This window comes from Bacteroidales bacterium (assembly GCA_023228145.1).
In the GTDB taxonomy this organism is placed as follows: domain Bacteria; phylum Bacteroidota; class Bacteroidia; order Bacteroidales; family CAIWKO01; genus CAIWKO01.
Window position 1 is genome coordinate 1 of record JALOBU010000002.1, and the last position, 26,008, is coordinate 26,008.

The following is a 26,008-nucleotide window of genomic DNA, read 5'->3' on the forward strand; positions in this document are numbered from 1 at the left end:
TGCCAGCGTTGTGCTAAAGGATTTGGCAAGCAATGAAACTATCAATGTAAGAACTAATTCATACGGAGAAGTGCTTTTGCCTCTTGATCATAAAAGCATTGGCGATAGTTTACGTTATCAACTTAATATAAGTAAAGAAGGTTATAAAACCAAAGAAACCGTAAATAAAAATGTTACCCTTCCAGGAGAGAATCTATTCAGCGAATCACTTGAAAAGATTGAAGTATTTCCTGAGATAGTAAAGGTAATTGAAATAAACTCGATATTTTTTGATTTTGACAAATACAATATCCGACCCGATGCGGCCATTGAATTGGACAAAATTGTAAAAATTATGAATGAATATCCGAACATGGTAATCGAGTGCGGCTCACACACCGATTGTCGCGGAAGTTATGATTATAATATTAAATTATCTAAAAAAAGAGCTCAATCAACAGCAAATTATATTAAACAAAGAATTACAAATCCAAATAGAGTATCTGAAAATAGTTATGGAGAATCAAAACTTATAAATAATTGTGATTGTGAGAATAATAAAATATCTAGTTGTAATGAAAAAGAACATCAGCTGAACCGGCGTACAGATTTCTTTAATATTCATTTTGTTGTGGGTAAAGACACGATAAATCCATTAAGTTTGGGAATAAAAATAATAAATAACTCCCCGTTATCAATTGAAATGGATAATAAATGAGAAATATTATATCAAAACAACAAGCATGAATTCAGCAACAATGGTGACGTTTTATTCCATGTCCAAATATCATCAGGAAGCAGCATGCTGCCCCTTAATGGCTATTCTTTTAAGGGATTAAAAATATTTTTATGTATAAACATAACGGACTCTACAAATACACATGAGGAAAAACCAACGATTATAATGAAGCACAAATTATTAAAAAACAATTACACAGCCGTGGATTTATAGACGCATTTATTGTTCCTTTTTATAAAAACAAAATAATAGGTATTCTTTAAGCAAAAAAAAATTCAACACAATTAGTCCTAAATCATTTCTGTTAGTATAATTTTACCAATCCTTTTAATACTGTTTCTTTTCAACTTTCACTTGAAGATTGTTTAGCATCTGGAGTTTCCTCAAAATTTAATCTGGGAATAAAGATAGTTGAAAAGTGTCGTATTTATGTCCAATTCGTGATTTAAACTGGTTGGGGCCGGCCCTGGAATGTTTTAGTAGTTCAAATATACCGTCAGCCATAGCGTAATTAAAGAAAGTTGGCACGCCAAATATCCTTTTTGAAAGGAAAAATATTTTTTGTACCATTACTTTTAATTTCAGCGGTACAAGGGTTCAGATATTGTAAGTTCCGGAGGATTATCCGAAACTTATTGCATCATCGCAATACTGGCAACACTAATTTTTTTCATCCTAGGAATTGTAAGATTTAAGAGAATGGATGTACTGATATAAAACGCGGTCAACTCAGATGCAAAACCAGAATTGATTCCCCTCAAAAATAAACTGCAGCTTAGGGTTATTAATTCGAAGTTCCAAAGCAATACACATCATAAATTTCAAAAATATGAATCGTTGTATCTATTTTGTATTTTATCTTCAGTTCATCAAGAAGCGGATTCTTACCAAAAGCAAAGTCGGTGCCGCAATCAAGATACACTACTTTCCTGTCTGTTAAATTTATGTTCTGAATCTCATTTAGGCCTCTTACAGGATAAATTTCTTCGCTGTTAAGCAGTTTCACGGTATTGTTATAATCCCTGAAATATGAAATGTTGTAGTAATAAGTGAACTCCCTGAAAGCATAATCGGGGGAAATAAATTCCCAAAAAATTCCATTCTTTGGTTCAATAAAAAATTTGTATTTTTACAATTTTTACAGAGATTTGGAACAAATTTGAAATAGAGAATTTAATAACACTTATAAACATAAGAAACTTACAATCAAAATTTATAAACTATGAAAACAAAAAAATTTTGTTTAACCTTATTGGGTGTAATCTTCCAAATAAATTTATTACAGGCGACACCCACAATTTCAAATGTTATTGCTTACCCAGCCAATAATGTCTACTTGTATGATAAATTTGAAATAACTTTTACAATGAATAATTATTTATTACCACATGATCCTGATGTAATTAATTCATATGGTGAGTTTTGGTCGCCAAGTGGAAAATATTACAAAGTATATGCATTTTATTATAAGGGTTATACAAAAACAGATTCAATTTGTTCTTGTGCTTATCCTGATAATTGTTATCCATGTGAAATACTTACAGAAAATGGAACTAATAATTGGAAAATCAGATTTACACCAAATGAGGCAGGAAACTGGTTATATAGAATTGTTGCAACTGATGCTTCCGGAAGTATTACTTATCCATCATCAAATTTCCGTTGCATACCATCAGCATACCCAGGTTTTATAGAAAAAGCAAATAATAAATTTTTGCATAGAACAACAGGAGAATTCTTTTTTCCTGTTGGACAAAATGTGGTATCGTATGGCACACCAACACCAACAGTTTATCCTTTCACTCTAACATTTGGAACAAACGAATATAAATATTATATTGACAATGCTGCGATTAATAATTCAAATTTCATTAGGATATGGTTGGATAACTACCCCGGAATGGCATTGGTTGGTAAGGATCTTACCACACAAGAATTTTACTTTGACTTATATAATCAGAAAGACGCATATCAACTGGATTTGATAATTAATTATGCGAAAACAAAAGGTGTCAATATTATGCTGTGTCTTTTTAATGTAGGATCGTGGGGTGATGGCAATCCATATACAGATTATAATCACTGGACTGACGAAAATGCATTCAATTTACATAATAATTATAATAGTCCTATTTCAAACCCCTATCAATTTTTTTCAAATGCCACAGCAATTGATAAAACAAAAAACCTTTTAAAATATATAGTGTCAAGATGGGGGTATGCCACAAATATTGTTGCCTGGGAATTATGGAATGAATTTAATGAATTTGTTAATGCTAATAGTTACCTTTATGAAGCACCTCCTCCCACTTTTGAAACTGACTTACTAAATTGGCATGATATGATGTACAAATATATTAAAAGCATTGACCCCTATAAGCATTTGATAACAACATCTGTTTCCGGAGGATTAACAACTTCAAACCAATCAATATTTTCTGCTATGGATTTTACACAGTCACATGTGTATAAGGATCCTGTTGATAGTAATAACTATTGGGATGACTTTCAGAACGACTTCTATGAACAAACTTTTCAACTTGAACTAGTTCAAATAAATAAACCTATTTTTACTGGAGAGTGGGGTTTTACTGATCCTGAAGATTGGAATCAATATGATCCAAATGGATTTGAATTACATAATTCTTTATGGTCATCTGCATTTTCAACTGCACTTGGCTCTGCATCTAATTGGTGGTGGGATAGTTATATTAAACCAAATAATTTATTTAATCGTTATAAGCCAATATCTGTATTTATGAATTCATTGCCAACACCTTCTGACTTATTTATTTCGGATAGAATAACAGATGAAAATTATTTGGACATAAATGGTTTGCGCACCTATTATATGCATAATACAAATTTTGATACAATTTATGGGTGGACACAAGATGTTAATTTTTATTTCAGAAAGCTTCACGAAACTCCAGAAGGTGACGAATACTTACAAACACTTAATCCTGTTTATAAGCCCGACCCATCTTCATTAAATAATGAAATTGCAATTATTGATGTTGATCCCATTCAAAACAATAAGATATATATAGTAAAATGGTATAGTTCTGAAACCGGGATGTTATTTGAAACAAATTCTGTTATATGTAGTAATAATCAAATAAAAATATATATACCTATAGCTTTAAGAACTAGTACATTTGGAGATGCTGTTTTTGCAATATATTTAGATTGCGATAGGTATTTTTGGAGAGAGGGTGTGTTGAGCTACAATACATATCAGAATGTATCTGGAAATATTGTTTGCAATAAAACGACCGGGCAAGTATTTTACAAAACAATTGATGGGAAAATACATTCCATGTGGTGGGATCAAAATTCCAATACTTGGCAATGGTCTGAGTTAAATAATACAGGGAATAACGTAGCTGGTGATTTAGCCATTTCGCAAGATGGTAGCCAAGTATTTTATAGAACTACAGATAATAAATTAAACTCTATTTGGTACAACACAAATATACCAGATTGGCAGTGGTCAGACCTTAATCAGGTTGAAAACGGAAATGTAAAAGGCCCTATCGCCGTAGGCCCTAATGGTGAGGTTTTCTATAGAACTCTTAGTAATAAATTAAACAAAATCTGGCGAAACCCAACTAATAATATATGGCAGAGGACCGATTTAAATAATGCAGCTGGTAATAATGTTGGTGATGCAATGGCGGTATCATCAAACTGTCAAGTATTTTACAAAACACTAGATAATAAACTGAATAATATTTGGTTTAATACAAGATCTAATTTGTGGATTTGTTCAAACTTAAATAATGCTGCAAATGGAAATGTTTGCGGGAATATAACAATAACCCCTAATGGTCAGGTTTTTTATCGAACTTGTACTTATAAGATAAATAATATCTGGTGGGATCCGTCAACTAAAATATGGAATTGGTCGGGATTAGATAATGCTGCAAATTATGTTGCAGGAGATTTAATGGCGGACAATGTTGGGAAGGTATTTTACAGAAATACTAGTTCAAATATTAACTGCATTTACTGGGATAATACCTGGCATTGGTCGGAGTTAGATAACTCAACAAGTAACAATGTTTATTCGGGCAACATTGCAACAGACAATAATGGCAATGTTTTTTTCAGAGGTACTGATAATTTAGTTCATAGGCTTTATTACAATAGTCAATGCTATTACATTCCCTCAACAAATTTCCTAAAAAATACTTCTGATGATTCAAACTTATTAGAAAACACATATATTGATAAGATCGATAATGATAATAACATTATTATCTATCCGAATCCCACGGATAATATAATTAATATTATATCGAATGAAAACATAAATAATCTATACTTGTATAGTTTTGATGGCAGATTAATAAAAGAAATAAATAATATAAATGTAAGTGAAACTTTGATAGACGTTTCCGGGCAAAATGATGGTATTTATTTTATAAAAGTATATCTTGCGAATGGTCAAATTATAAATAGTAAAATAATTATTAACCATTAAAATTAATTTGTTTTGAACATTTTTAAAGACACTCTCAGAGAGGTATTAATTTCTCTTCATTTAGATTTAACAAAAAATCTAAAATACGACAGACTTACAAGGAAAATATTAAAAAAATGCCTTAAAAGAAACTATAATTGCGTTGATATTGGCTGTCATAAAGGTGAAATATTAAATTTAATGCTAAAATATGCACCTGGTGGAAAGCATTACGCTTTTGAACCTATACCTTATCTATTTAATGAATTAGTAAATAAGTATAAGAATAAATCTAAAATTTATCCATATGCACTTTCCGACAATAATGGAGAAAGTACTTTTCAACTCGTCAAGAACGCACCTGCTTACAGTGGTATAAAAAGAAGGCGATATGATATAAAAAATCCTGTTATTGAAGAAATAAAAGTAGAATTAAAAACCCTTGACGAAGTTATTTCTTCAGCCGAAAAAATCCATTTTATTAAAATTGACGTTGAAGGTGGCGAATTCGGAGTAATAAAAGGCGCCAAAAATTTATTAATAAAAAACAAACCTTTTATTTTATTTGAATGTGGTAAAGGTGCGAGTGACTATTACGGAACAAACCCATTGGATTTATACAATTTTATTTCCAAAGAAATTGGATTAAAAATATACACTCTTAAATCATTTGTTACAAATCAACAGCATTTGAGCCTTGTTGAATTTGAAAATTATTTTAACACTAACGAGGAATATTACTTTATAGCTGCCTTTAATGATGATTCTTTATATCAACAGTAGTAAGCTTTTCAGGGACAGTAATTTGATTTGTAATATTTTATTTGTTTTTATAACTAATCGTGTCCAGTCAATTACGGGGCCGGATCAATTTTTCATTATCTCTGCACTTTAATTATTTGTTGAGAAACAGTATATATCATAAATTTGATGTATATGAATTAGTGTATCCAGTTTGGTTTTAGTTTTCAATTCATCCAGTATAGGGTTTGAACCAAAGGCAAAAACTGTAGCACAGTCTAAAAAAGCAATCTTTTTGCTTTCCAGTTTTTCCTTCGGGATTTTATCAATAGTATTTGCCGGGAAAATATTCTCTCTGTTCAAGTATGATATTGTGTTTCTGTAATCTTTAAAAAAATCTAAATTATAACTGTAAGAAAACTCACGAAAATAATAATCCGGAGATATTATCAAGGGCATTTCGGGGTTTTGCTTTTTAAGAGTTTGAACCGTGAAAACAAGTTCTTTAACATTTCTATTATTATCAGGATATAACGTGAAATTATATAACATTACAATAATAACAATCACAAGGCTAAGATACCTTAATAATTTCTTATCTGTCCATTGAAAAAATATAATACTTATTAATAAATATAAGCTTATGCTTGTATAGAGAATATAACGGTCGAGAAACATGGGGGCATAAAAAGAAAGGCAGAACATTAATAAATAAGGACACACGAAAAATATAAAAACAATTTTGCTGTAAATATTTTTTATAAATGATAAAAATGAAGATTTAAATCTGCCTTCTTTAATCTGTAACGCAACTATGAGCACTATCATAATAATTAAAGCAATAGTTGTGAATTTTGAATTTAAAAAACGATTTATATTCCCATATAATTCAGACCATTCAGGTTTTTTAAGCCATGTTCCATGCATAATTGAAACAGAAATTCTATTGATAAAAATTATAATATTGGGAATATAGGTAATTAATAAAGCTAAAATAACAAAGGCAAACCTTATTAATATTTTTCTGCTTTGAGGAATAATAAAAACACAGAATATTTCTGTAACAATCACAAAAAAGCCAAAATAGTGGGAATAAATTAAAAGAGCATTTGTAATGAAAAGCCATATATAATTTTTTTTCTTTTCAGGTTTATCAATAATTGACATAAATAAAAACAAACTCAGTGAAGTAAAAAACACAAAAATGGGATAAACCCGCGCTTCGTGAGAAAAATATATATGAAAATAGGATGCTGTATATATCAATGAACTAAACAATCCAGTATAAGCAGAGAAAAATTTCTTTCCAGTTAAAAAAATAACCACAACAGTTAAAGAACTGAACAACAAAGAAATAAAACGAACAGAAAATGCACCTAAACCAAAAATCTTAATCCAATAATGTAAAAGAACAAAATGCAATGCCGGGTTATTTTCAGTTGCCAGCATTTTAAATATTGACCGTACATCCATTTGAGCATAAAAGATACTGAAAGGTTCGTCATTGGCAATATCATTTTCTGATATGCCTATTATTTTTATTATAAAATTCAATAGAAATAAAAAAAGTGATATTATCAGGGTTTTGTATTTTTCAAAAAGACCGGGTACTTTCATAATCACCTGCTATTCTTGACTAACTTAATAGAAATGCGTTTTGTTTCATTGGTTACAGTAACAATATACAAGCCTGAAGCTTCTTTTGTCAGGTCAATAGTGTATTTACCATAACTTTCCGAAGCAATATTATCTGTTAGTATTTTTCTGCCCATAACATCTGAAACATCAATTATTGCCTTTTCAAAATTATCATCCATTCCAAAATGCAAGTAGAATATACCATCGGAACAAGTTGGGCTGATATAATATTTTCCCTTGTTATTACTATTTTCATTTATTTGTTCATCTACACCTAATATATGCTGTATGTTGGGATTAAAACTGCAGTCATTGCCGAATTTCAGCACATACATATTGACAATTCCTATTCCTAAACCTTCAGCTTCACCAATGATTATATAACCGCCATCGCTGGTTTGTGAGGCGTAATATCCCGCATCGTCAGCAAAAGAGCCAGCTGTCAGACTGCATTTGAAATCTACAAAGTCACCCATTACTGCAATACTCAATTCTTTACCTCCGTTACCGGCACCCGTTGTATATCCGGTAATCAGGTATCTTGCAGAATCATCAATGTTTACATGGTATGATACATCATCACCGGGGCCTATAGTCCAGAATTCAGGAAGTTTCCACACATAGTTGCCATTTTTATCGTATCTCATCAGCCAGGATTCATGTTCAACGGCGTCATAACTCATGGTAGAGCCTACAAAAACAAAACCCGTATCCGGTGTTTGTTTTATTGAATATATAATATCTTCTTTATCCTCACCGTATGTCTTTGTCCACAAGGTATCGCCATTCACATCAAGATTAAGAAGATAGCCGTCGAAACTGCCATAACCAAAACTATTGGTAGCTCCTCCTATCAGGTAGGTGCTATCGAACATTATTTCCAGAGATGTTGCATAATCGGAACTATCACCACCGAAAGTTTTTGTCCAGATGGTGTCTCCATCAGAAGTGGTTTTTACTATGTACATATTCTCGTTAGCAGCACCGTAACTATATGTCAGGCCGGCAATAAGATATGCATTGTCTTTGGTTTCTATTACAGCATTGGCAATATCCCATCCATCCCCGCCGATTGATTTCTCCCAGATTATGTTGGCATTGGAGTCGGTCTTCATAAGCAGCATATCATAGCCTTTGTCCGGATTTTCAAGGGTAAGCCCTGCTATCAGATATCCTTTGTCTGTCGTGCGAATAAAATCATTAGCCCAATACAATGACTGGCCCCCCAACGATTTTTGAAAAACAAGTAAGCCTGTTGAATCAATACGGAGCATAGCGATGTTTGAGTTTCCTGTGTTTGAAGTCACATTGCCCATTATCATAAAACCTTTATCTCCTGTTTCAATAATCCGCCTTCCATAGTTGTAAGGCATATTTCCATAGGTATAATTAAATTTTATATTTTGTGCCTGGCTAATAATAAAACAACACATAAAATAAAATACTAACAATGTCCTGAAAAAATATTTCATACTTATAGTGTTTTTATCAAAGAAATGTAACCTCCAAGTCCGGCAGAGTTTTTCGGGGACAAATATGAGTTGACGTATGAACTCCTGACATCAAAATAAAATCCTTTATTAATCCTTGCCGACACACCAAGCCCGCAATTAAAGCGGCCATGGCCTCCATACTGAAAATCAGCATAAACCACAACATACGAACTTTTACAAGGCAAATGTACAGCCGGTGTAATTTTAAATAAAGGGCTGTAGCGTAAGAAAAAGTATTGATTATAGTGGAGGGTAACAGACAATAAATTTCTCAGAAAATATCTCTTATATGTAAAATTGAAACTCATGGGTATCATCTCTGTAAAAGGAGCTGTTGCTTTGGCATAAGCATAGTCATTCAGGATGGTATCTAAACCTAAACCTGCCAGTGTTGAGCTGTCAATTACAAAAATATTTTGTATTTCGAAGCCCTCGAACTGTATCAGTGTATCTTTCGCATAGCTATGAGATTTTCTGTTCCATCTAATAAACCCTAAATTGTTAAGCCTCAATTCAAACACATTGCTCTCGTCCTGATAAAAATATCCTGCATCCAGACATATTCCCGAACCATTTTCTGCACCAAATCGTGAATCAAGAGTATCTGAACGTTTCATCTCAAGATACATATCCAGGGTTAATTCTTCCGCGTTGGGATGAGTGAAAAAATTAGCTTTCGGCAAGCTGAACTGCATCAGGCTTTGCCCGTTGCAATATCCAAGCCCGCCCATAATACGCTGAATAGCATCCTGCCCTCTCCATGTTTTATAAAAACCTGCTTTCAACTGTTGAAAATTTAAATTTTTATATAAAAAATTCCCCAACGGAACATATTTCCCGGCAAAGTCCTTATTGCCGTATAACACCAGTTGAAATAAGTATTTATTAAATGTCAATTCGAGAAAATTATGGTTTTCAAAACCGATAAAATAATTAATATCATATTTATTTCCAGGAATATTTAAAAATACAGAAGTATTAAACTGATACCCGGAAAGATTATAATTGGTATTCAGAAAGCTTTCTGTGTTTTTTTTCAGGTTATCACTTATATATTTGCCTTTATATATTGAACTTACAAAGTGATTTGTTAATCCGGTCGAATTAACATCCAACTGAGAATTCAAAGACAGAAAATATTCCTGATGGCTTATATCTTCCGTTATTGGAAACTGCGGGTAAGCATTATAAATATTTCCAAGAAGAAGCAAGCAGAAATAAAACCCGTATTGGTATTTGTGTATTCTCATGAACTTTCTATTACAACTGTATCAAATAATTAAAATCACCGGTCAATTTTATTTCTGCTTTGTAGTGGCTGTATATTTTTACATGATGGCTTGCACCCGCTGTATTGAAATGAGCCTTAATCACAAGTTTTTTTGATGCAAAAAAATTATCAATGCGGCTTTCGGGGACAGGAATGTATATTTCCGTGCGCTTCGGCGTAACAACCATGTAATTGGCATCCAGAGAAGGTGCATGGATTAATCCTGGAACAAGAACGGAATCTGTTATCTGATTGTTTTCATCAACGAGATAAAACTGAACATCAGCAGAAAAAGGGAATCCGTTGTCGGCAATTAGATTTAGTACTCCTGAGGCCGGTTGTCCGGGTTTTTCTCCCATTTCGAGCAAAACGGTATCCACAAGCACCAGTTCGTTAGCAATGAGGGAAAAAGGAATTTCCAGATTGATAGATGCATTCAGATAATTATCGTAATAGATAAAATCATTGCCCGCCGAAATATTTCCTAAGGGGTTGGTAGTAAATTTCATTTTGTAAATTGCCTTATTGGCCATGCTCTCTATCATCTGTTCGATGTTGGAACTGCTCATATCGAAAAAGTACTTCGAAGGAATCACCGGAGCATAAGGATCATATGTTTCTATTGCCCGGGATATGTTTATTACCTGTCCAATTATCGGATCATTCAGGGTAATTGCGTTCCCATTATGTGAGTTGTAAGATTCAAAATCTTCAAAAACCACCTGCCCGTCAACGCCAAAACGGTTTTCAATAGTCAGGTTGAATTGAACTGCCTCAAGGTCAATGATACCACTTTTTATATTGTCAAAGATGTTGGTAATGGTAGCTGTATCGGGGCCGAAAGCATAACTGTTGCTGCCGAAATATCCTTTTGCGTATTTAACCGTAATATCTTCAAAGCGAACATTGAAGTTAAAAACATCAGAATTATCAAGCACATAGGGATTGCCTTCGGGGTCAAGAACCGCAACCGTAGTATTTGATAACATATTATAGCTTAAGCCAAAAGGCCCACGTAAATCCAGACTGTAATCCGAGATATCGTATTGTTTTACATAATGAACCGTATTACCTCCGGAAGCAGCAGGCACAACCTCCGTAACCTGAAAAGGCAGGCCGTTTTTTGTTGCGTAGGGTATTTTGTAGGTAATATAAATCTTTTCTTCAAAAGTGCTGTATATTTCAAACACAAAAAAACCGGATTTAAAATCCACTCTTAGTAATTCTGCGTCAGGAATATTTAATTTTGTATTTTCAGTGAAATTAAAAAAAGTTTCGCTGGGTTCTATTTCCAAACCCACAACAGGAGGTAGTAATTTTTGTGATATCGTATCGGGCATTTTTACCAGCGAGTCAATATTGAAATTATAGAAAAAATAGCGGTAAACCAAGCTCAGCGTATTGTCAGGGTTGATTTGCATCAAAGAATCTGGGAGTATCTTTGTCAAATCCAGTGTTGAATGAATCAAAGGTATGTAAATTGCCACATCCCAACTTGAATTAATATCCTTACGGCACGAAAACACGACAATCAATAAGAAAAAAACAGGCAATAGGAGTTTTCGCTTCATAATAATTAATAGTTATACTTCTTATTCCATCGTTTTTTTAGGAAATCCCGAATTTCTTTTTCCCTTTTATTTTCCTGTGGCTCGTAAAGTGTAGTGCCTGAAATTTTCTCAGGCAGGAATTCCACTTCTGCAAAATTTCCTTCGTAATCATGTGCATACTTATAGCCTTTATGATAACCCAGTTCCTTCATCATGTCGGTAGGTGCATTCCGGATTGGTAAAGGCACAGGCAAATCACCGGTTTTCTTTATAAGCGAATGAGCCTTGCTGATGGCCATATAAGATGCATTACTTTTTGTTGAAGTTGCGAGGTATATAGCTGTTTGCGACAATATCAGCTCACATTCGGGGTAGCCCACCAGATGCACTGCCTGAAAACAATTGGTTGCCAATAACAATGCGTTGGGGTTTGCATTTCCTATATCTTCGGATGCTAATATTACCATACGCCTTGCAATAAATTTGGGATCTTCTCCCCCTTCAACCATACGTGCCAGCCAATATACGGCGGCATTGGGGTCGCTACCCCTCAACGATTTGATAAATGCTGAAATAACATCATAATGCTGCTCCCCCAGTTTGTCATACAATGCGATATTTTGCTGAATTACATCCAAAACAAGCTTATTGGTAATAATAATTTCATGATTTTTTTCCTGCTCGGCATTGACAACCAGCTCAATAGCATTAAGTAGTTTTCTCGCATCGCCTCCCGAAACCCTCAGTAAAGCCTCATTTTCAGTAATTGTAATCACAATGTCATATAACTCCTCAAGCTTCCTTTTCCCTTTATCAAGAATATGGAGTAATTGTTTTTCGTCCAGATTATTTAAGATATAAACCTGGCAACGCGAAAGCAAGGGAGAAATCACCTCAAAGGAGGGGTTTTCGGTAGTGGCGCCTATAAGTGTGATTATGCCTTTTTCGACCGCTCCCAGTAATGAATCCTGCTGAGCTTTATTAAAACGATGTATTTCATCAATAAACAATATCGATTTCTCGGTCTTTTCTGCTGCTTTTTCAATCACATTCCTGACTTCCTTAACACCTGAATTAACAGCACTCAGGGTATGGAAGGGGCATTGAAGCTGTTTGGAAATAATAAATGCTAAGGTAGTTTTTCCAACTCCCGGAGGCCCCCATAAAATCATGGAAGGAATGTTACCAGACAATAGAGCTTTCCGCAATATAGCGTCAGCTCCAGTCAGGTGTTGCTGTCCAATATAATCATCAAGTGTTGACGGGCGCAAAAGTTCGGCTAAAGGAGCAGATTTATTCATTATTTAAATAAAACACGAAAATAACAAAAACATGATGAAATCCATGTTTTTAAAGCAAAAAAAAAGCTGCAGAATCATGCAGCTTTTTTTTAAATAAAAAATACTATTAGATAATGGTAATTTTTTTAGTAATAGTATTATTACCATTAATTATCCTTACAAAATAATTCCCTTCATTATAATCACTAACATTAATAGTTTTAACATTTTTGTATGAACCAACCATTTGACCAAAAACATTAAAAATATCAACGTCTGTAAAATCATTCAGGTAAATAAAATCATGAACAGGGTTTGGATAAATTGAAATTTCAGATATTGAATTGTCTTGTATGCCTGCAGAACCGTTCATCCAAACAATGGCGTTATGAATTGCAACCCAGCAATCTCCCCCGAGTGTGATTGTGCCGTCTGGCTCAACCGGTAAAAGATTAAAACTTACTACATTTGGTTTTGCCGCAATGGCAATTGTGCCATCATCCCAATCAACAATCTCATCTGCACCAGTTGCTAAACTTGGGTCTTGGGTATCAAAATTTTGTGTCATAGAGCTAACTCCAACCATAATAGGATGTGCGGGTGCAATAACGGTACCCATGGCTGTTGCTGCCCATGAATCGGTTGTTGTTGAGCCAAAAGCGGAATAATTACCTGTAATGTAACTTCCTGCAAGCCCCCATTCGTCATAACTTTTCACATACTGGCATTCAATAACTTTCCCACCACCAGCAACATAAGAACCCAGTACATCTCCTGCTGCTGTTCTTGTCGTTCCAGCTGTTTCCCACTTCACATCATTATATATGAAACAAACATCGTAGGAAGAAATAGTTCCTAATGCTAATGAAGCAACACTTGCAAAAGGAATAGCTGTAACAGTAATGTCTGAAAATCCAGATAAGAACGACACAATTGCATCTGTGCTGGTTGTTGAATCCGGACTTAAGATAGCAACAGTAATGTTTTTGCCGGCTTTTAATCCCAAAGAATAATCAATGTTTGCAATTTGCGACTTCGATGTTGAGGCCACATAATTTGGACCTACCTTTTGCTGAGCACTAACAAATCCAAAGATTATAATACCCAAAGTAAATAGTGTAATTTTTTTCATGTTTAAATAATTTTAGTTAATAATACACAAATATATGATTTAATTCTTTTAAAATAATTTTTTTAAGTAATGTTTGGTTAATAAGCTAGTTTATTAATTGATAATCAACTGTATATTATTACATTTTTAGTAAATGATTTTTAATGATGCTGACAATGCTTTCACTTCTAAACACTTCCCCAAATCTATTTCATCACCATCAATGTGCGCTATGTTATTTCTGTGCTGAATTACTTTAATTTCTTTGGCTTTAATTATTTTCACAAAAGGGGTTTTATGCAGCCAACCGCCGAAGAAAAAAGGCAAAAGAAAAGGCGCATAAAAAATTCTTGGTTTTCGCACCATGCATAAATCAATAAATCCATCATCAATAATGGCTGTTGGAGCAATCTTGGCATTGAAGCCAAATTGGTTGGAGTTTGCAAAACTCAGCATGAAAGCACTTTTTTTAATCACATTGCCGTTTGCATATATTTTGAATCGTTTGGGCCAGTATGTAATGTATTCAAGGAAAGCAATTTTTGCATAAGGCCAGAAACCTCTTTTTTCAGATTTAGAAAAGCGTTCAGCAACATAAGCATCAAATCCAACCCCGGCTATGCTCACAAATAAATGCCCATTTATATTTCCTGTATCAATTTTTTTAATTTTAAACCTTATAATTTTCTCCAGCGCTTTTTTGGAATTCAGCGAAATTCCTAAAAAATGAGCCAGCCCGTTGCCAGAACCGGCAGGGATAATCCCCAAAGCAGTTTCAGAATAAATCAGCCCTCTTGCAACTTCATTTATGGAACCATCCCCGCCAACGGCAACCACTGCGTCAAAGTTTTTTTCTACTGCTTCTCTGCTTAACTCAACAGCATGTTCAGGGGCTTTGGTATAACAAATTTCATAATCAAAATCAGATGTGTCCAAACATTTCCGTATCAGTTTTTCAATTTTCTTTTGTTTTCCAATACCTGATTTCGGATTAATAATAAAGCGTATTTTCTTATTCTTCATCCGTTTCGGTAAATTTGTTTTTTAACATTCTGTTATTATAAACCTGAATAAACGCTTTAATAAATTTTTCAGATTCAATATATTTTCTAGGGGTTTCGCTTATGATATTTTTTGTGAGCATTTTATCATTTTGAAAATCGTAGCATGATATACTTTTCTCTCCATCAAACTGAAGCAAAATGCTATCGTTTATCAACTGATAAGAATTATTAAGATAATTAAGAGAAAAATGATGTGCTGTACTATCAAATACGCTGCTTCCAAAAGCGGCATATTTTCCTTCATAATTCAACAAGTGAAGCACAGAAGGTAATATATCAATCTGCTGGCATACATTATATTTAATGCCTTTGAGGTTATTGCCAGGCAAATAAAATATAAGTGGAACGGCAAAGGTGCCTGCATCATTTTTATAATATGGCTCTTCAGCAAGGGAGCTATGATCGGCGGTGATTACAAATAAAGTATTACTGTACCAGTCCATTTCGGAACATCTTTTAAAAAACATCCTCAAAGAATAATCGGCATAACCGATACTTTCATGTATTTCAAGGGTGCCTTTGGGGAATTTATTTTTATATCTTGGGGGAATCAAGTATGGATGATGTGACGACAGAGTAAATATTGAAGAAACAAAAGGCTGTGACAACTTATTAAGCTCAAGGGACGCAAATTGTAAAAACTCCTCATCATAAATACCCCATTTACCATCGTAATCCTTATCATTATTGTATTCATCTTTTCCAAAATAATGCTCAAAACCTGCCAGTTTTGCGTAAGCATCAAAATTCAATGTTCCATTCTTCCCGCCATGGAAAAAAGCTGAAGAATATGCATGTTTCTTTAATAAAATTGGCAACGAGTTTATCTTATTGCCTGAAAAAACAGATGTCAGGTAAGCATTATTCATTAATGAAGGAATACCGGAAAGAATTGCAGGGATTGCCTCTATGGAACGTTTGCTGTTTGCAAAAGCATTTGCAAAACATAAACTTTGGGAGATGAGTGAGTCAATAAACGGAGTGTAAGAGGTTTGTTTCGGTATTAAAGTATCTTGATTTAATGCGCCGATATATTCTTTTGATAAACTTTCAACAATAATAAATACCACATTGTAATTTTTAAAAGATTCTCCGTTTTTTCTGATTTTTAATTTTACAGGATTGAATATCTCTTTGCATTGCTCTGGCAAAAAAAAATCTTTAACTGTAATACTCGATTTATTGAATGTTGTTATTATGGAAAATGGTGTATTGATTATCAAAGGAACATTTCTTGCAGACGAATGTTCGGCAGCGTTGACAATACTTATCGGTCTTAATTGAAACCCGCCCCTGAATAAAACAAACGACAATCCTACTATAAGTACAAACCAAATGCTTTGTAAAAAATAAAATTTTAATTTACTGTACATAGGTGGTTTTTCCACATGAGTTCTTTTAAACAAAAACACCATAAGAAAAATCAAGAAAAAAAGCACAGGTAAAATGTACCAATAATCCGCAACGTAACTCCAGAAAAGGGTTTTTAAATCATCGCCAATCAGCACGGATTGTAATATATCGTATGTGGTGCGCCTGAAAATAAATTTAAAGTAAAAAAAATCAATACAATTTAAAGTTAAAGCAACAGAATTTGTTATATAGAAAAATATTTCGAAAAACCTCTGATATGTTTTTTTATACCTGAAAGAAAAGGGAATTGTTTGCGAAATAATATACAGTGAATTAATAAAAACAATTGCAGAAATATCAAAACGTAAGCCATACAATAGGATTAACCAAAATTCCGCAATATTAAGCTCTGAAAAATAATCAATATTAAATAAATAAAATAATATTCTGGTAAAAGTGAACAATAATAATAGTATCCCCACCCTTTTTAATAAAACAAAATAAATATTTTCGGAAGTTTTGTAATTCATTACTCCAATATAAAAAATAAGCTACAAAATTATTCAGGTTTTAATAAATCATCACTGTAACTTTTCTCCGCACTTCTTCGGCTTTATTACCTGCATTATCGGTAACATTATATGTTACATAGTAAGTGCCAAGTATGTTTACATTTACCGGGTTCACAACAATAATATCAGATGTAATATCTCCGTCAGTTTCATCAAAAGCTGTTGCCCCAGCATCAACATAAACGGAATCTCTCTGAGTAGTCACCTGAGAAGGCCCAATGAGGGAGATAACCGGAGGTGTTATGTCGTTACTGCTTTCTTTGCACGATGACAAAACAAAGAACAATAAAATAATGGGGGTTGTTTTTGTTTTCATCCTGTATGTTTTAATTTACATTAGTATAAACAGTATTTCCACTGATTATATTTCCCGAAACAGAGTCGGTAAAATTTATTTCAAAGACGTTATTTCCATCAATATTTTTAATTAATCCATTTCCTTCAAATTTGTGAAATACCATTGGGGTTCCTGCTAAAGTAATTTGGGCGGGAACAAAAACAGAATCCTGCCTAATATCGGCATAAACGGAAGCATTCTGATATGCAGCAAAACCGCTAAGCCAGATTCTGTAATTCAGAGTATTCGATACAACTAAGTCGGCAGAAAAATCAGTTGTGTCAATATTTATAATAGTTTTTGCCTGATACGCTCCTTCATAGATACCCGCCTGATTTCTGACAATAACAGTCCTGAATGCCACTGTTGTATTTTCTGAAGCATCAGAAGCAGAATAATAAATTATATAGGTTCCGGCAAAATCCGTATCCACTTCTCCGGATATTTCAACAGAAATAACACCTTCTGTTTCATCGTATGCTTCAGCGCCAGGGTCATTAAATGGTGAATTCAAAATAATTTCAAAAACAGCATCACCGTTTAATGTAATCACAGGAAAATCATTATCTTTTTTGGAACATGATGTTAATGTCCAGATTAAAACACTCAAAAAAAACAAAGTCGGATTTCTGAACATACAATTTGATAAATAATTATTTTCTCAATACATATCAGTTTTTAGAATAATTCCCATATCCTGAATACATAAAGCCGTTAACATCAACAAAATAATTTATTGTAAAAGCTGTATCATTTGAAAAAGTTCCCGTTCCTGAAAAAGTTTTATTTTCAGCAGGTTCACCGCAAAACACAATTTGTTCGGGAATGTTAATGCTCGTGCCACTAATGTTTGCGTAAATGCCTGCATTTTTAATTCCCGCAAAATGTTTAAATGATATTTTGTTGTTAATGGAACCTGCTACATAAATGGTATCATAATATGTGGTATCATATTCAACACCAATAAAATTTTCTACATTAAAATTATCTGCCAGTACGGCTGCTGCATCAATAATAACTGTTCTTGTAACGCTTATAGAATTTTCAGCTACGTCTGTTGCGGAGTAAGTGATTGTATAAACCCCGGCAGAAAACATATCCACAGAACCTGAAACCTCACAGGTTATTTCTCCGTCAAAATCATCGGTGGCTATGGCACCCGGGTCAAGATATGTTGAATCGCTCCCCCAAAGCAAAACATAAGGATTGGTTCCGTTAATAGTGATTACAGGGGCCGTAGTATCATCTTTACTGCAGGCACTTATGATTAGTAGTGTAAAAAAACTAATAATAATATTTTTTCTCATTTGCTGAATTTTCAATAGTGTATTATAATGCCAAAATTACGATTTTATTTTTTGCTAATGATAAATCAGAAAATAAAAAGTCCCGGCTGTATGCACAACCGGGACATATTTATTTGTAATATACTAAAAATTATATTTGTTTTACTGTTTTACAAAAGTATCTGTACCTTGCCATGGAGTTGGATTTCCTTCGTCTGTTTGAGTATAAGTTATAGTAATTGTTGTGCCATTTACACTTCCACCAATGTTTGAGAATGTACTGTTAGTCTGTGAACCTGCTGGGCCACACATAAATGTCTGTGCAGGTAATCCAGCTGGTGCAGATACTACTGTACCTGTTATCAAAAATTTTAACTTAGCATCAGTATAACCAGCAAATTTTGTAACCTCTAGAACATTGTTTTGTATTGATGATGCAGATATTGTTTCAACCCATTCATAATCAGGAGTAACGCCATCAACATGATCTGTAGCATCATAAGTCCCTGCATAATCTTTTGCTTCATTGTAAACAATAACTGTTCTTTTGGCTGTTCCCTCATTTCCGTCAACATCTGTTGCGGAATAAGTAAAAATATAAGTTCCTGCAACGTCTTCATCAAAAACAGGTTCGCAGGTAACTTCAACAGTAAGTTCAGTTCCATCTTCTGCTTTTGCAGTAGCGCCTGGGTCAACAAAATCAGTATTCAAAATGTGGTTGATAACAGCATCCCCTGTCAAAGTAACAGTAGGAGCAAGTGTGTTTATCTTATCACAAGATGTAAACACGTAAGCACTTGCAATCAATGCAACCGATGTTAAAATCAAAGCAATTTTTTTCATGTCTTTTTTTTTAGGTTAATGTTTTCTTAATTAATCTTAATATTTTAAATTTTTGCAAAATTAAATAAAAATTATTGTTTTAAAAAAAAAATTTGCATTAAAAAAATTATTACATTTGCGCACCAAAATTTATTAACAAAAATTTATTTTAAAATGAAAAAATTATTCTCATTGCTCGTGATTGCAGGAATGCTTGCATTTGTTGCTTGCGGACCCAGCGCTGAAGAAAAAGCTGCTGCTGAAAAAGCAAAAGCAGATTCTATTGCAGCTGCCCAGCTAAAAATTGACGATTCCATTGCTGCTGCTCAGAAACTTGCTGATTCTCTGGCTGCTGCACAAAAAATCGCCGATTCAATTGCAGCTCTTCCAAAAAAATAATAAAACGAGAGTTTTTTTAATAAAAGAGGCGTAAAATTCCGCCTCTTTTATTTTTATGCTTTTTTTGTTAAAAAAACCGTTTAAAAAAATTTTTAATTTTAGTTCTCTTTAATTTGAATTTTATTAATTTTGCTCCCGAATTAATAACCTAATTAAAAAAAAATGAAAAAATTATTTAGTGTATTGCTAATCGCCGGTATGGCAACTCTTATTGCTTGCGGCCCCAGCGCTGAAGAAAAAGCTGCTGCCGAAAAAGCAAAACAGGATTCAATTGCCGCTGTTCAGAAAGCTAAAGAAGATTCTATTGCTGCTGCTCAAAAAGCTATAGATGATTCTATTGCTGCTGCTGAAAAAGAAAAACGCATCGCTGATTCACTTGCTGCACTTGCCAACAAACCTAAACCAACAAAACCAACTACACCTACAGGACCTAAAAAGAAAGGTTGATAATTTTGAGAATCTAATTATGAAAAAGGGCTGGATTTTAGCCCTTTTTTATTTTCCACTCACTTCATTAATAAAATTCAAAATACCAAATAACTCCACCGATGATTCGCTTGGAAATACAAAGTATGAATCATCGTTACATCCTATTTTAGAAATGATAAACAAACTATATTTCTGAGTACTGTGGTCAGGTATTCTGATTAATGTGGCTTCCAGTTTTGCCCTTTCTTTGTAATAATTGTCAATTTTAATTTTATCCTGTTCAGTTACAGGAGTATATACAATATTTCCTTTACCGCTTAATTTCGCATCTTTCAGATGTTGAATACCCATTTTCTCGGGTAATTTTCTAATCTCACTGTTAACAGAAGAATTGTGTAAATTTGCCTCCTGGCGCTTTAAAAAATCCCATTTGTCTTCATATCTGATAACTATTTTTGCCACAGTTTTTAAACCATCTCTTACAATTCTTTCCTGCCTAGCTTCTTTCTTTTCTTTCTTAACGTTTACCGTATTTGTTTTCAATACCCATACGGAATCGCTGCGTTGAATAATAAAATTCCCATTTGATTCTGAAAAAGTCCATCCTTTTGGCAGGTAATTTATAATAAGATTAATGGTGGCATCGGTCCGATATCCTGTTGTAAAAATCTCAGCTTCTGAACTTTGTGCATTTGCTTTTATAGAAAAAAGGTTCAAATTAATAAATATTGCTAAGAATAAAACTGTTAATGTCTTTTGGGCATTCATAATAATTTCATTTGTTTGATTATTTCAAAAAACATACCATAAAAGTAAAAAAAATTTATAATTATATTAAAAATAATAGACGAATGAGTAATTTTGCGTATCAAAAACATAAAAGAAATGAAGCAAAATAAAATAGTTAGTGCAGGGAATAAAGGCAAAAGCGTACGTTCCGACTGCTATATTACTCTGGAACTATCAGAAAAAGGCGGTATAACAATTGACCTGACAAGTAAAGTAAAAGCTCTTTATGAAAAAACAATAATAAAACAATTAAAAGACATCCTTGTTTTTTTTGATATTAAAAATGCCAGGGTTACTATTGAAGATTCCGGAGCTTTACCTTTTGTGATATCAGCACGTATGGAGGCGGCAATTAAGCAACTTCTTAAAACAGAAAAAGAATACCTTCCCGATTTATTACTATCCAATCAGTACAAAACGCTTAAAGACCGCAACCGTATTTCACGCCTCTACCTGCCTGGCAACACCCCTAGCCTGATGATAAATGCCGGAATTCATAAGCCCGATGGCATCATTCTGGACCTTGAAGACGCTGTGTCGCCGGATAAAAAGTTTGAAGCAACTTTTATTGTCAGAAACGCATTGAGAAACTTAGATTTTTACGGAGCAGAACGCATGGTTAGAATAAACCAGGTACCGTGTGGCCTTGATGACCTTAATTATGTTGTACCACATTATGTCAACCTTATTCTGATACCCAAATGCGAAAATGCATTACAGATTCATGCTGTAAATGAACGTATTTCCAACTTAAAGAAAAAACATAAATTAGATTATGACATTTGGTTAATGCCCATCATTGAAAGTGCAAAAGGAGTTCTAAAATCATATGAAATAGCCTGCTCTGCAGAAAATGTCGTAGCTATGGCCATAGGGTTGGAAGATTACACTGCCGACATCGGGGTTAAAAGATCCGCTGAAGCTGAAGAATCGCTCTGGGCACGCAGTATGGTTGTGAATGCTTGCCATGCAACCGGAATACAAGCAATTGATTCTGTATTTTCAGACGTCTCCGATATGGAAGGATTAAAACAAAATGTACTCAAATCAAAAGCCCTGGGATTTGATGGCATGGGCTGCATACATCCGAGGCAGATACGGGTTATTCATGAAAATTTTGCACCAGACAGCACTGAAATTGCCAAAGCTAAAAAGATAGTGAATGCATTTCTTGAAGCCAGAGAAAAGGGATTGGGTGTTGTTTCTCTTGGAACAAAAATGATTGATGCCCCCGTGGTAAAACGTGCGCAAAAGACCATTAACCTTGCCATTTCAACAGGAAAAATTTCAAAAAACTGGAGAGAAGAAGAAAATGAAAAAATTTGACAAACTTGTTGTGAATGCCATCGGCCGGACTGTTCCGACCGTCATCAACGGAAAACCTGCTGTTCCTTTTATGGGCGTGGGAAAGCACAGGCCCGACGGAGTGAAATATGCTCCGGCTATTCCTACTTGTATTGATTATCCCGACGACGGGAATAAAACCCTGGCTTCGCTGGGCGAAGCCTTGAAAAAATGCGGGCTGAAAGATGGTATGACCATCAGCACACATCATCATTTACGCGACGGAGACCTTGTAAGTAATACCATTTTTGATATAGCCCACGAAATGGGCGTAAAGGATTTAGTGTGGTTTCCATCGGCATCATTTCCCTGCAACGAGCCTCTTATAAAATACCTCGAAGACGGTACCATAAACCGCATCGAAGGGTCTATGAACGGTCCGCTGGGAAAATATACCAGTAAAGGCGGTATGAAAGGTTGCGCCGTGTTGCGTTCGCATGGAGGCCGTGTTCAGGCCATACAGGACGGCGAAGTGCATATCGACATTGCCGTGATAGCCGCCCCTGTGGCCGACCCTTTTGGCAATGCAAATGCCCTCAGCGGAAAGTCTGCCTGCGGCATACTGGGTTATTCTCTGGCGGATTATATGTATGCCGACAAAGTGATAGTGGTTACCGATAACCTTATTCCTTTTCCATGTATGCCCATGCAGGTGCAGGGAAATTATGTAGACTATGTGGTGGTGGTAGACCATATCGGTATTCCTGAAAAAATTGTTTCCGGTACTACCGAAGTAACTAAAAGCCCCGACCGTCTTTTGCTCGCTGAGTGGACTGCCCAGTTTTGCGATGAAGCTGGCCTGCTGCATGAAGGTTGCAGTATGCAGTCGGGTGCCGGTGGAACATCGCTGGCTGTGGGTGTATATCTGGACCAAATTCTGAAATCCCGTGGCGAAAAAGCACGGTTTGCATTTGGTGGCAGTACCAAATATATGGTGCAGATGCTGGAAAGCGGCACACTCGACTACATACTTGATGCACAGGCTTTCGACCTCGAAGCCGTTAGGTCGGCAAGGGAAAACGACCGTCATATAGATTTATCTGTTTTTCAGGCATACAATTTCCACAGCAAAGGCAATTACACCTCCATGACAGATATTATGATACTGGGAGCTACCGAAATTGATGTAAATTTCAACGGCAATGTAGTAACACATTCCGACGGACTTCTGCTCCATGGTATTGGCGGCTGGCAAAACTGCCTGCATGCAAAAACCGTCATCATACCCATTCCGCTCTTCCGCGACCGTATCCCGGTGCTGGTAGATCAGGTAACTACCGTGTGCGGCCCGGGAGAGATGATTGATGTTATTGTTACCGAAAGAGGCATTGCAATCAATCCATTACGTACCGACCTCATTGAAAAGATGAAAAATTCTTCTTTGCCAATCAAGACTATCCAGCAGCTAAAAGCTGAAGCTGAAGCGATTTGCGGAGCGCCGGAAAAGATTGAATTTGAAGATGAAATTGTAGCGGTGATCAAATGGGTTGACGGTACTGTGATCGATTCGGTACGAAAAGTGAAGTAATCAATATTAATTTGTGATTTGTTCTGCGAATAATGGGAACTTGCAGAATAAAAGCTTTGCGAATAAAGAGACGTTGCGCAATTGATAAGATGTTTATTATTACCTATTTATTATTATTTTTGGGTAATTAAACGGTTTTGCTGTTAACAATAATAAGTTAGCAATATCTATATAATCCATTACATTGTTTCCTGGCTATCGTGTCTTAAAAATCAGTTCTTAAAACATATAAGGAGGGAAAAAGACAATGAAAAAATATGATAAACTCGTAGTCAACGCACTGGGACGCACCGTTCCCACCATCATCAACGGAAAGCCAGCGGTTCCTTATATGGGTATCGGCAAATACAAACCCGGGGGAGTTAAACATGCCCCTCCTATCGTAAGTAGCGCTGACTACCCTGCAAATGGCAACAAAACCGTTACTTCACTAAAAGAAGCTTTGAAAAAATGTGGATTAAAAAACGGAATGACCATATCAACACACCATCATTTTCGAAATGGTGACCTTGTGGCTCATAAAGTTTTTGACATTGTAAAAGAGATGGGAGTAAAAGATATTATGTGGTTTCCATCCGCTTCATTTGAATGTCATTCCCCTATGACAAAATTTTTAGAAGACGGGACAATACATCATATTGAAGGAAGTATGAATGGTTCACTGGGGCGTTTCACTTCAGAAGGGAAAATGAAAGGCCTTGGTGTGTTACGTTCGCACGGCGGCAGATATCAAGCGGTGCAGGACGGAGACGTGCATATTGATATAGCTGTTATTGCCGCTCCTACAGCCGATGCATTTGGCAATGCCACGGGTGACAGGGGACCAACAGCTTGTGGTTTGCTTGGTTTTGCCCTTGCTGATTCACAATATGCTGATAAAGTTATCGTTGTAACAGATAATCTTGTTCCCTTTCCATGTATTCCATGGCAGATTCATGGCAATTATGTTGATCACGTGGTGGTACTTGACAAAATTGGTATTCCTGAAAAAATTGTTTCTGGTACCACAGAAGTGACCAAAAGCCCCGACCGTTTACTTCTGGCAGAATGGACCGCGCAGTTTTGTGATGAAACAGGAATCATTCATGATGGTTTTTCTTTTCAGGCGGGGGCCGGCGGCACAGCACTTTCGATAGGAATATATTTTGCTGAAATACTTCGTAAACGCGGCATGAAAGCAAGGTTCGCCCGGGGTGGCAGCAATAAATATCTGGTACAGATGCTTGAAGAAGGATTAACAGATTATATACTCGATGGACAGACATTTGACCTTGAGGGAGTTCGTTCCATGCGTGAAAACCCCGGACATATTAATACCAGTCCATTTACAAGCTATAATTACCACGGAAAAGGAAACTTTGCTACCATGGTGGATGTGGTTATCCTCGGGGCTACCGAAGTTGATGTTAACTTCAACGCAAATGTTGTAACTCATTCCGATGGGACTTTGCTGCATGGCATTGGGGGATGGCAAAACTGCCTCTTTTCAAAATGCACTATTTTGCCCATACCGCTTTTCCGCGACAGAATTCCTGTGATTATTGATGATGTTACCACCATTTGCGGCCCGGGAGAACTTATAGATGTGATTGTTACTGAACGTGGTATTGCTATAAATCCTTTACGCAAAGATCTTATCAAAAAGATGAAACATTCAAAACTCCCGATAAAGTCCATACAACAGCTGAAAAAAGAAGCGGAATCTATTTGTGGTGTCCCTGAAAAAATTCAATTCGACGATGAGATAGTTGCTGTAATAAAATGGGTTGACGGGACCGTTATTGATTCTGTCAGAAAGCTAAAAATATAGTTCGATTGA

The 26,008-nt window shown here is 34.9% G+C and carries 22 protein-coding genes; 8 read left to right on the top strand and 14 right to left on the bottom strand.

Translation table 11 applies throughout. The features are described 5' to 3' along the window. Nucleotides 1-697, top strand: a 697-nt coding sequence (locus M0R16_00890; protein ID MCK9611440.1) for an OmpA family protein, incomplete at its 5' end; no start/stop codon positions are given. An 805-nt stretch (nucleotides 698-1,502) separates the two neighbouring features. On the opposite strand, the gene M0R16_00895 is transcribed toward M0R16_00890, so the two are convergent. Next, nucleotides 1,503-1,724 (bottom strand): hypothetical protein, encoded by a 222-nt coding sequence (locus M0R16_00895; protein ID MCK9611441.1) that lies wholly within the window; start codon nucleotides 1,722-1,724, stop codon nucleotides 1,503-1,505. A gap of 216 nt (nucleotides 1,725-1,940) precedes the next feature. Here M0R16_00895 and M0R16_00900 point away from each other — a divergent pair, with 216 nt between their 5' ends. After that, complete coding sequence (locus M0R16_00900) at nucleotides 1,941-5,204, top strand: T9SS type A sorting domain-containing protein (protein MCK9611442.1); 3,264 nt, start codon at nucleotides 1,941-1,943, stop codon at nucleotides 5,202-5,204. 12 nt (nucleotides 5,205-5,216) lie between these two features. Continuing rightward, complete coding sequence (locus tag M0R16_00905; protein ID MCK9611443.1) at nucleotides 5,217-5,966, top strand: FkbM family methyltransferase; 750 nt, start codon at nucleotides 5,217-5,219, stop codon at nucleotides 5,964-5,966. 108 nt (nucleotides 5,967-6,074) lie between these two features. On the opposite strand, the gene M0R16_00910 is transcribed toward M0R16_00905, so the two are convergent. The 12 genes from M0R16_00910 to M0R16_00965 form a co-directional block, all read right to left on the bottom strand. Further along, on the bottom strand, nucleotides 6,075-7,541 hold the full coding sequence (locus tag M0R16_00910; GenBank protein ID MCK9611444.1) for a glycosyltransferase family 39 protein: 1,467 nt from the start codon (nucleotides 7,539-7,541) through the stop codon (nucleotides 6,075-6,077). A gap of 2 nt (nucleotides 7,542-7,543) precedes the next feature. Further along, entirely contained in the window at nucleotides 7,544-9,034 is a 1,491-nt protein-coding gene (locus tag M0R16_00915; GenBank protein MCK9611445.1) for a T9SS type A sorting domain-containing protein, read from the bottom strand. Nucleotides 9,035-9,036: 2 nt separating this feature from the next. Then, nucleotides 9,037-10,305, bottom strand: coding sequence for a DUF5723 family protein (locus tag M0R16_00920; protein MCK9611446.1), 1,269 nt, complete (start codon nucleotides 10,303-10,305; stop codon nucleotides 9,037-9,039). A gap of 10 nt (nucleotides 10,306-10,315) precedes the next feature. Continuing rightward, complete coding sequence (locus M0R16_00925) at nucleotides 10,316-11,896, bottom strand: hypothetical protein (GenBank protein MCK9611447.1); 1,581 nt, start codon at nucleotides 11,894-11,896, stop codon at nucleotides 10,316-10,318. A 5-nt stretch (nucleotides 11,897-11,901) separates the two neighbouring features. After that, on the bottom strand, nucleotides 11,902-13,176 hold the full coding sequence (locus M0R16_00930; protein MCK9611448.1) for a replication-associated recombination protein A: 1,275 nt from the start codon (nucleotides 13,174-13,176) through the stop codon (nucleotides 11,902-11,904). A gap of 106 nt (nucleotides 13,177-13,282) precedes the next feature. Further along, nucleotides 13,283-14,287, bottom strand: coding sequence for a T9SS type A sorting domain-containing protein (locus M0R16_00935; protein MCK9611449.1), 1,005 nt, complete (start codon nucleotides 14,285-14,287; stop codon nucleotides 13,283-13,285). Between the two features lie 126 nt (nucleotides 14,288-14,413). Next, nucleotides 14,414-15,289, bottom strand: coding sequence for a diacylglycerol kinase family lipid kinase (locus M0R16_00940; GenBank protein MCK9611450.1), 876 nt, complete (start codon nucleotides 15,287-15,289; stop codon nucleotides 14,414-14,416). Next, a complete protein-coding gene (locus M0R16_00945; GenBank protein ID MCK9611451.1) occupies nucleotides 15,279-16,703 on the bottom strand; it encodes an LTA synthase family protein in 1,425 nt (474 codons plus the stop codon). Before M0R16_00945 ends, M0R16_00940 begins: the two co-directional genes overlap by 11 nt. A gap of 550 nt (nucleotides 16,704-17,253) precedes the next feature. Next, nucleotides 17,254-17,571: a DUF5011 domain-containing protein gene (locus tag M0R16_00950; protein MCK9611452.1), complete on the bottom strand. Its 318-nt coding sequence runs from the start codon at nucleotides 17,569-17,571 to the stop codon at nucleotides 17,254-17,256. A gap of 10 nt (nucleotides 17,572-17,581) precedes the next feature. Then, nucleotides 17,582-18,202, bottom strand: coding sequence for a DUF5011 domain-containing protein (locus M0R16_00955; GenBank protein MCK9611453.1), 621 nt, complete (start codon nucleotides 18,200-18,202; stop codon nucleotides 17,582-17,584). Nucleotides 18,203-18,263: 61 nt separating this feature from the next. After that, complete coding sequence (locus tag M0R16_00960) at nucleotides 18,264-18,899, bottom strand: DUF5011 domain-containing protein (protein MCK9611454.1); 636 nt, start codon at nucleotides 18,897-18,899, stop codon at nucleotides 18,264-18,266. 141 nt (nucleotides 18,900-19,040) lie between these two features. Continuing rightward, on the bottom strand, nucleotides 19,041-19,721 hold the full coding sequence (locus M0R16_00965) for a DUF5011 domain-containing protein (GenBank protein MCK9611455.1): 681 nt from the start codon (nucleotides 19,719-19,721) through the stop codon (nucleotides 19,041-19,043). 153 nt (nucleotides 19,722-19,874) lie between these two features. Between M0R16_00965 and M0R16_00970 the strand changes: the two genes are divergently transcribed. Further along, nucleotides 19,875-20,099 carry a hypothetical protein gene (locus M0R16_00970; GenBank protein ID MCK9611456.1) on the top strand — a complete coding sequence of 75 codons (225 nt, stop codon included), beginning with the start codon at nucleotides 19,875-19,877 and terminating at the stop codon, nucleotides 20,097-20,099. Nucleotides 20,100-20,261: 162 nt separating this feature from the next. Then, nucleotides 20,262-20,546, top strand: coding sequence for a hypothetical protein (locus tag M0R16_00975; protein MCK9611457.1), 285 nt, complete (start codon nucleotides 20,262-20,264; stop codon nucleotides 20,544-20,546). Nucleotides 20,547-20,594: 48 nt separating this feature from the next. Here M0R16_00975 and M0R16_00980 read toward each other — a convergent pair whose 3' ends face one another. Beyond that, complete coding sequence (locus tag M0R16_00980) at nucleotides 20,595-21,245, bottom strand: hypothetical protein (protein ID MCK9611458.1); 651 nt, start codon at nucleotides 21,243-21,245, stop codon at nucleotides 20,595-20,597. A 168-nt stretch (nucleotides 21,246-21,413) separates the two neighbouring features. Between M0R16_00980 and M0R16_00985 the strand changes: the two genes are divergently transcribed. The 3 genes from M0R16_00985 to citF (M0R16_00995) all read left to right on the top strand — a co-directional run bounded on the left by M0R16_00985 (nucleotide 21,414) and on the right by citF (M0R16_00995) (nucleotide 25,999). Continuing rightward, entirely contained in the window at nucleotides 21,414-22,643 is a 1,230-nt protein-coding gene (locus M0R16_00985; GenBank protein ID MCK9611459.1) for an aldolase/citrate lyase family protein, read from the top strand. Beyond that, nucleotides 22,630-24,189, top strand: a complete 1,560-nt coding sequence (citF, locus tag M0R16_00990; protein ID MCK9611460.1) for a citrate lyase subunit alpha — start codon at nucleotides 22,630-22,632, stop codon at nucleotides 24,187-24,189. Before M0R16_00985 ends, citF (M0R16_00990) begins: the two co-directional genes overlap by 14 nt. A gap of 247 nt (nucleotides 24,190-24,436) precedes the next feature. Beyond that, nucleotides 24,437-25,999: a citrate lyase subunit alpha gene (gene citF / locus M0R16_00995; protein MCK9611461.1), complete on the top strand. Its 1,563-nt coding sequence runs from the start codon at nucleotides 24,437-24,439 to the stop codon at nucleotides 25,997-25,999. Nucleotides 26,000-26,008: the final 9 nt, after the last annotated feature.

Bases quoted from the DNA above. Each gene is read 5' to 3' on its own strand.
- M0R16_00945 (MCK9611451.1), bottom strand. From the start codon at position 16,703: ATGTACAGTAAATTAAAATTTTATTTTTTACAAAGCATTTGGTTTGTA.
- M0R16_00900 (MCK9611442.1), top strand. From the start codon at position 1,941: ATGAAAACAAAAAAATTTTGTTTAACCTTATTGGGTGTAATCTTCCAA.
- M0R16_00965 (MCK9611455.1), bottom strand. From the start codon at position 19,721: ATGAAAAAAATTGCTTTGATTTTAACATCGGTTGCATTGATTGCAAGT.
- M0R16_00930 (MCK9611448.1), bottom strand. From the start codon at position 13,176: ATGAATAAATCTGCTCCTTTAGCCGAACTTTTGCGCCCGTCAACACTT.
- M0R16_00960 (MCK9611454.1), bottom strand. From the start codon at position 18,899: ATGAGAAAAAATATTATTATTAGTTTTTTTACACTACTAATCATAAGT.
- M0R16_00910 (MCK9611444.1), bottom strand. From the start codon at position 7,541: ATGAAAGTACCCGGTCTTTTTGAAAAATACAAAACCCTGATAATATCA.
- M0R16_00970 (MCK9611456.1), top strand. From the start codon at position 19,875: ATGAAAAAATTATTCTCATTGCTCGTGATTGCAGGAATGCTTGCATTT.
- M0R16_00925 (MCK9611447.1), bottom strand. From the start codon at position 11,896: ATGAAGCGAAAACTCCTATTGCCTGTTTTTTTCTTATTGATTGTCGTG.
- M0R16_00985 (MCK9611459.1), top strand. From the start codon at position 21,414: ATGAAGCAAAATAAAATAGTTAGTGCAGGGAATAAAGGCAAAAGCGTA.
- M0R16_00935 (MCK9611449.1), bottom strand. From the start codon at position 14,287: ATGAAAAAAATTACACTATTTACTTTGGGTATTATAATCTTTGGATTT.
- M0R16_00950 (MCK9611452.1), bottom strand. From the start codon at position 17,571: ATGAAAACAAAAACAACCCCCATTATTTTATTGTTCTTTGTTTTGTCA.
- M0R16_00940 (MCK9611450.1), bottom strand. From the start codon at position 15,289: ATGAAGAATAAGAAAATACGCTTTATTATTAATCCGAAATCAGGTATT.
- M0R16_00920 (MCK9611446.1), bottom strand. From the start codon at position 10,305: ATGAGAATACACAAATACCAATACGGGTTTTATTTCTGCTTGCTTCTT.
- citF (MCK9611460.1), top strand. From the start codon at position 22,630: ATGAAAAAATTTGACAAACTTGTTGTGAATGCCATCGGCCGGACTGTT.
- M0R16_00975 (MCK9611457.1), top strand. From the start codon at position 20,262: ATGAAAAAATTATTTAGTGTATTGCTAATCGCCGGTATGGCAACTCTT.
- M0R16_00915 (MCK9611445.1), bottom strand. From the start codon at position 9,034: ATGAAATATTTTTTCAGGACATTGTTAGTATTTTATTTTATGTGTTGT.
- citF (MCK9611461.1), top strand. From the start codon at position 24,437: ATGAAAAAATATGATAAACTCGTAGTCAACGCACTGGGACGCACCGTT.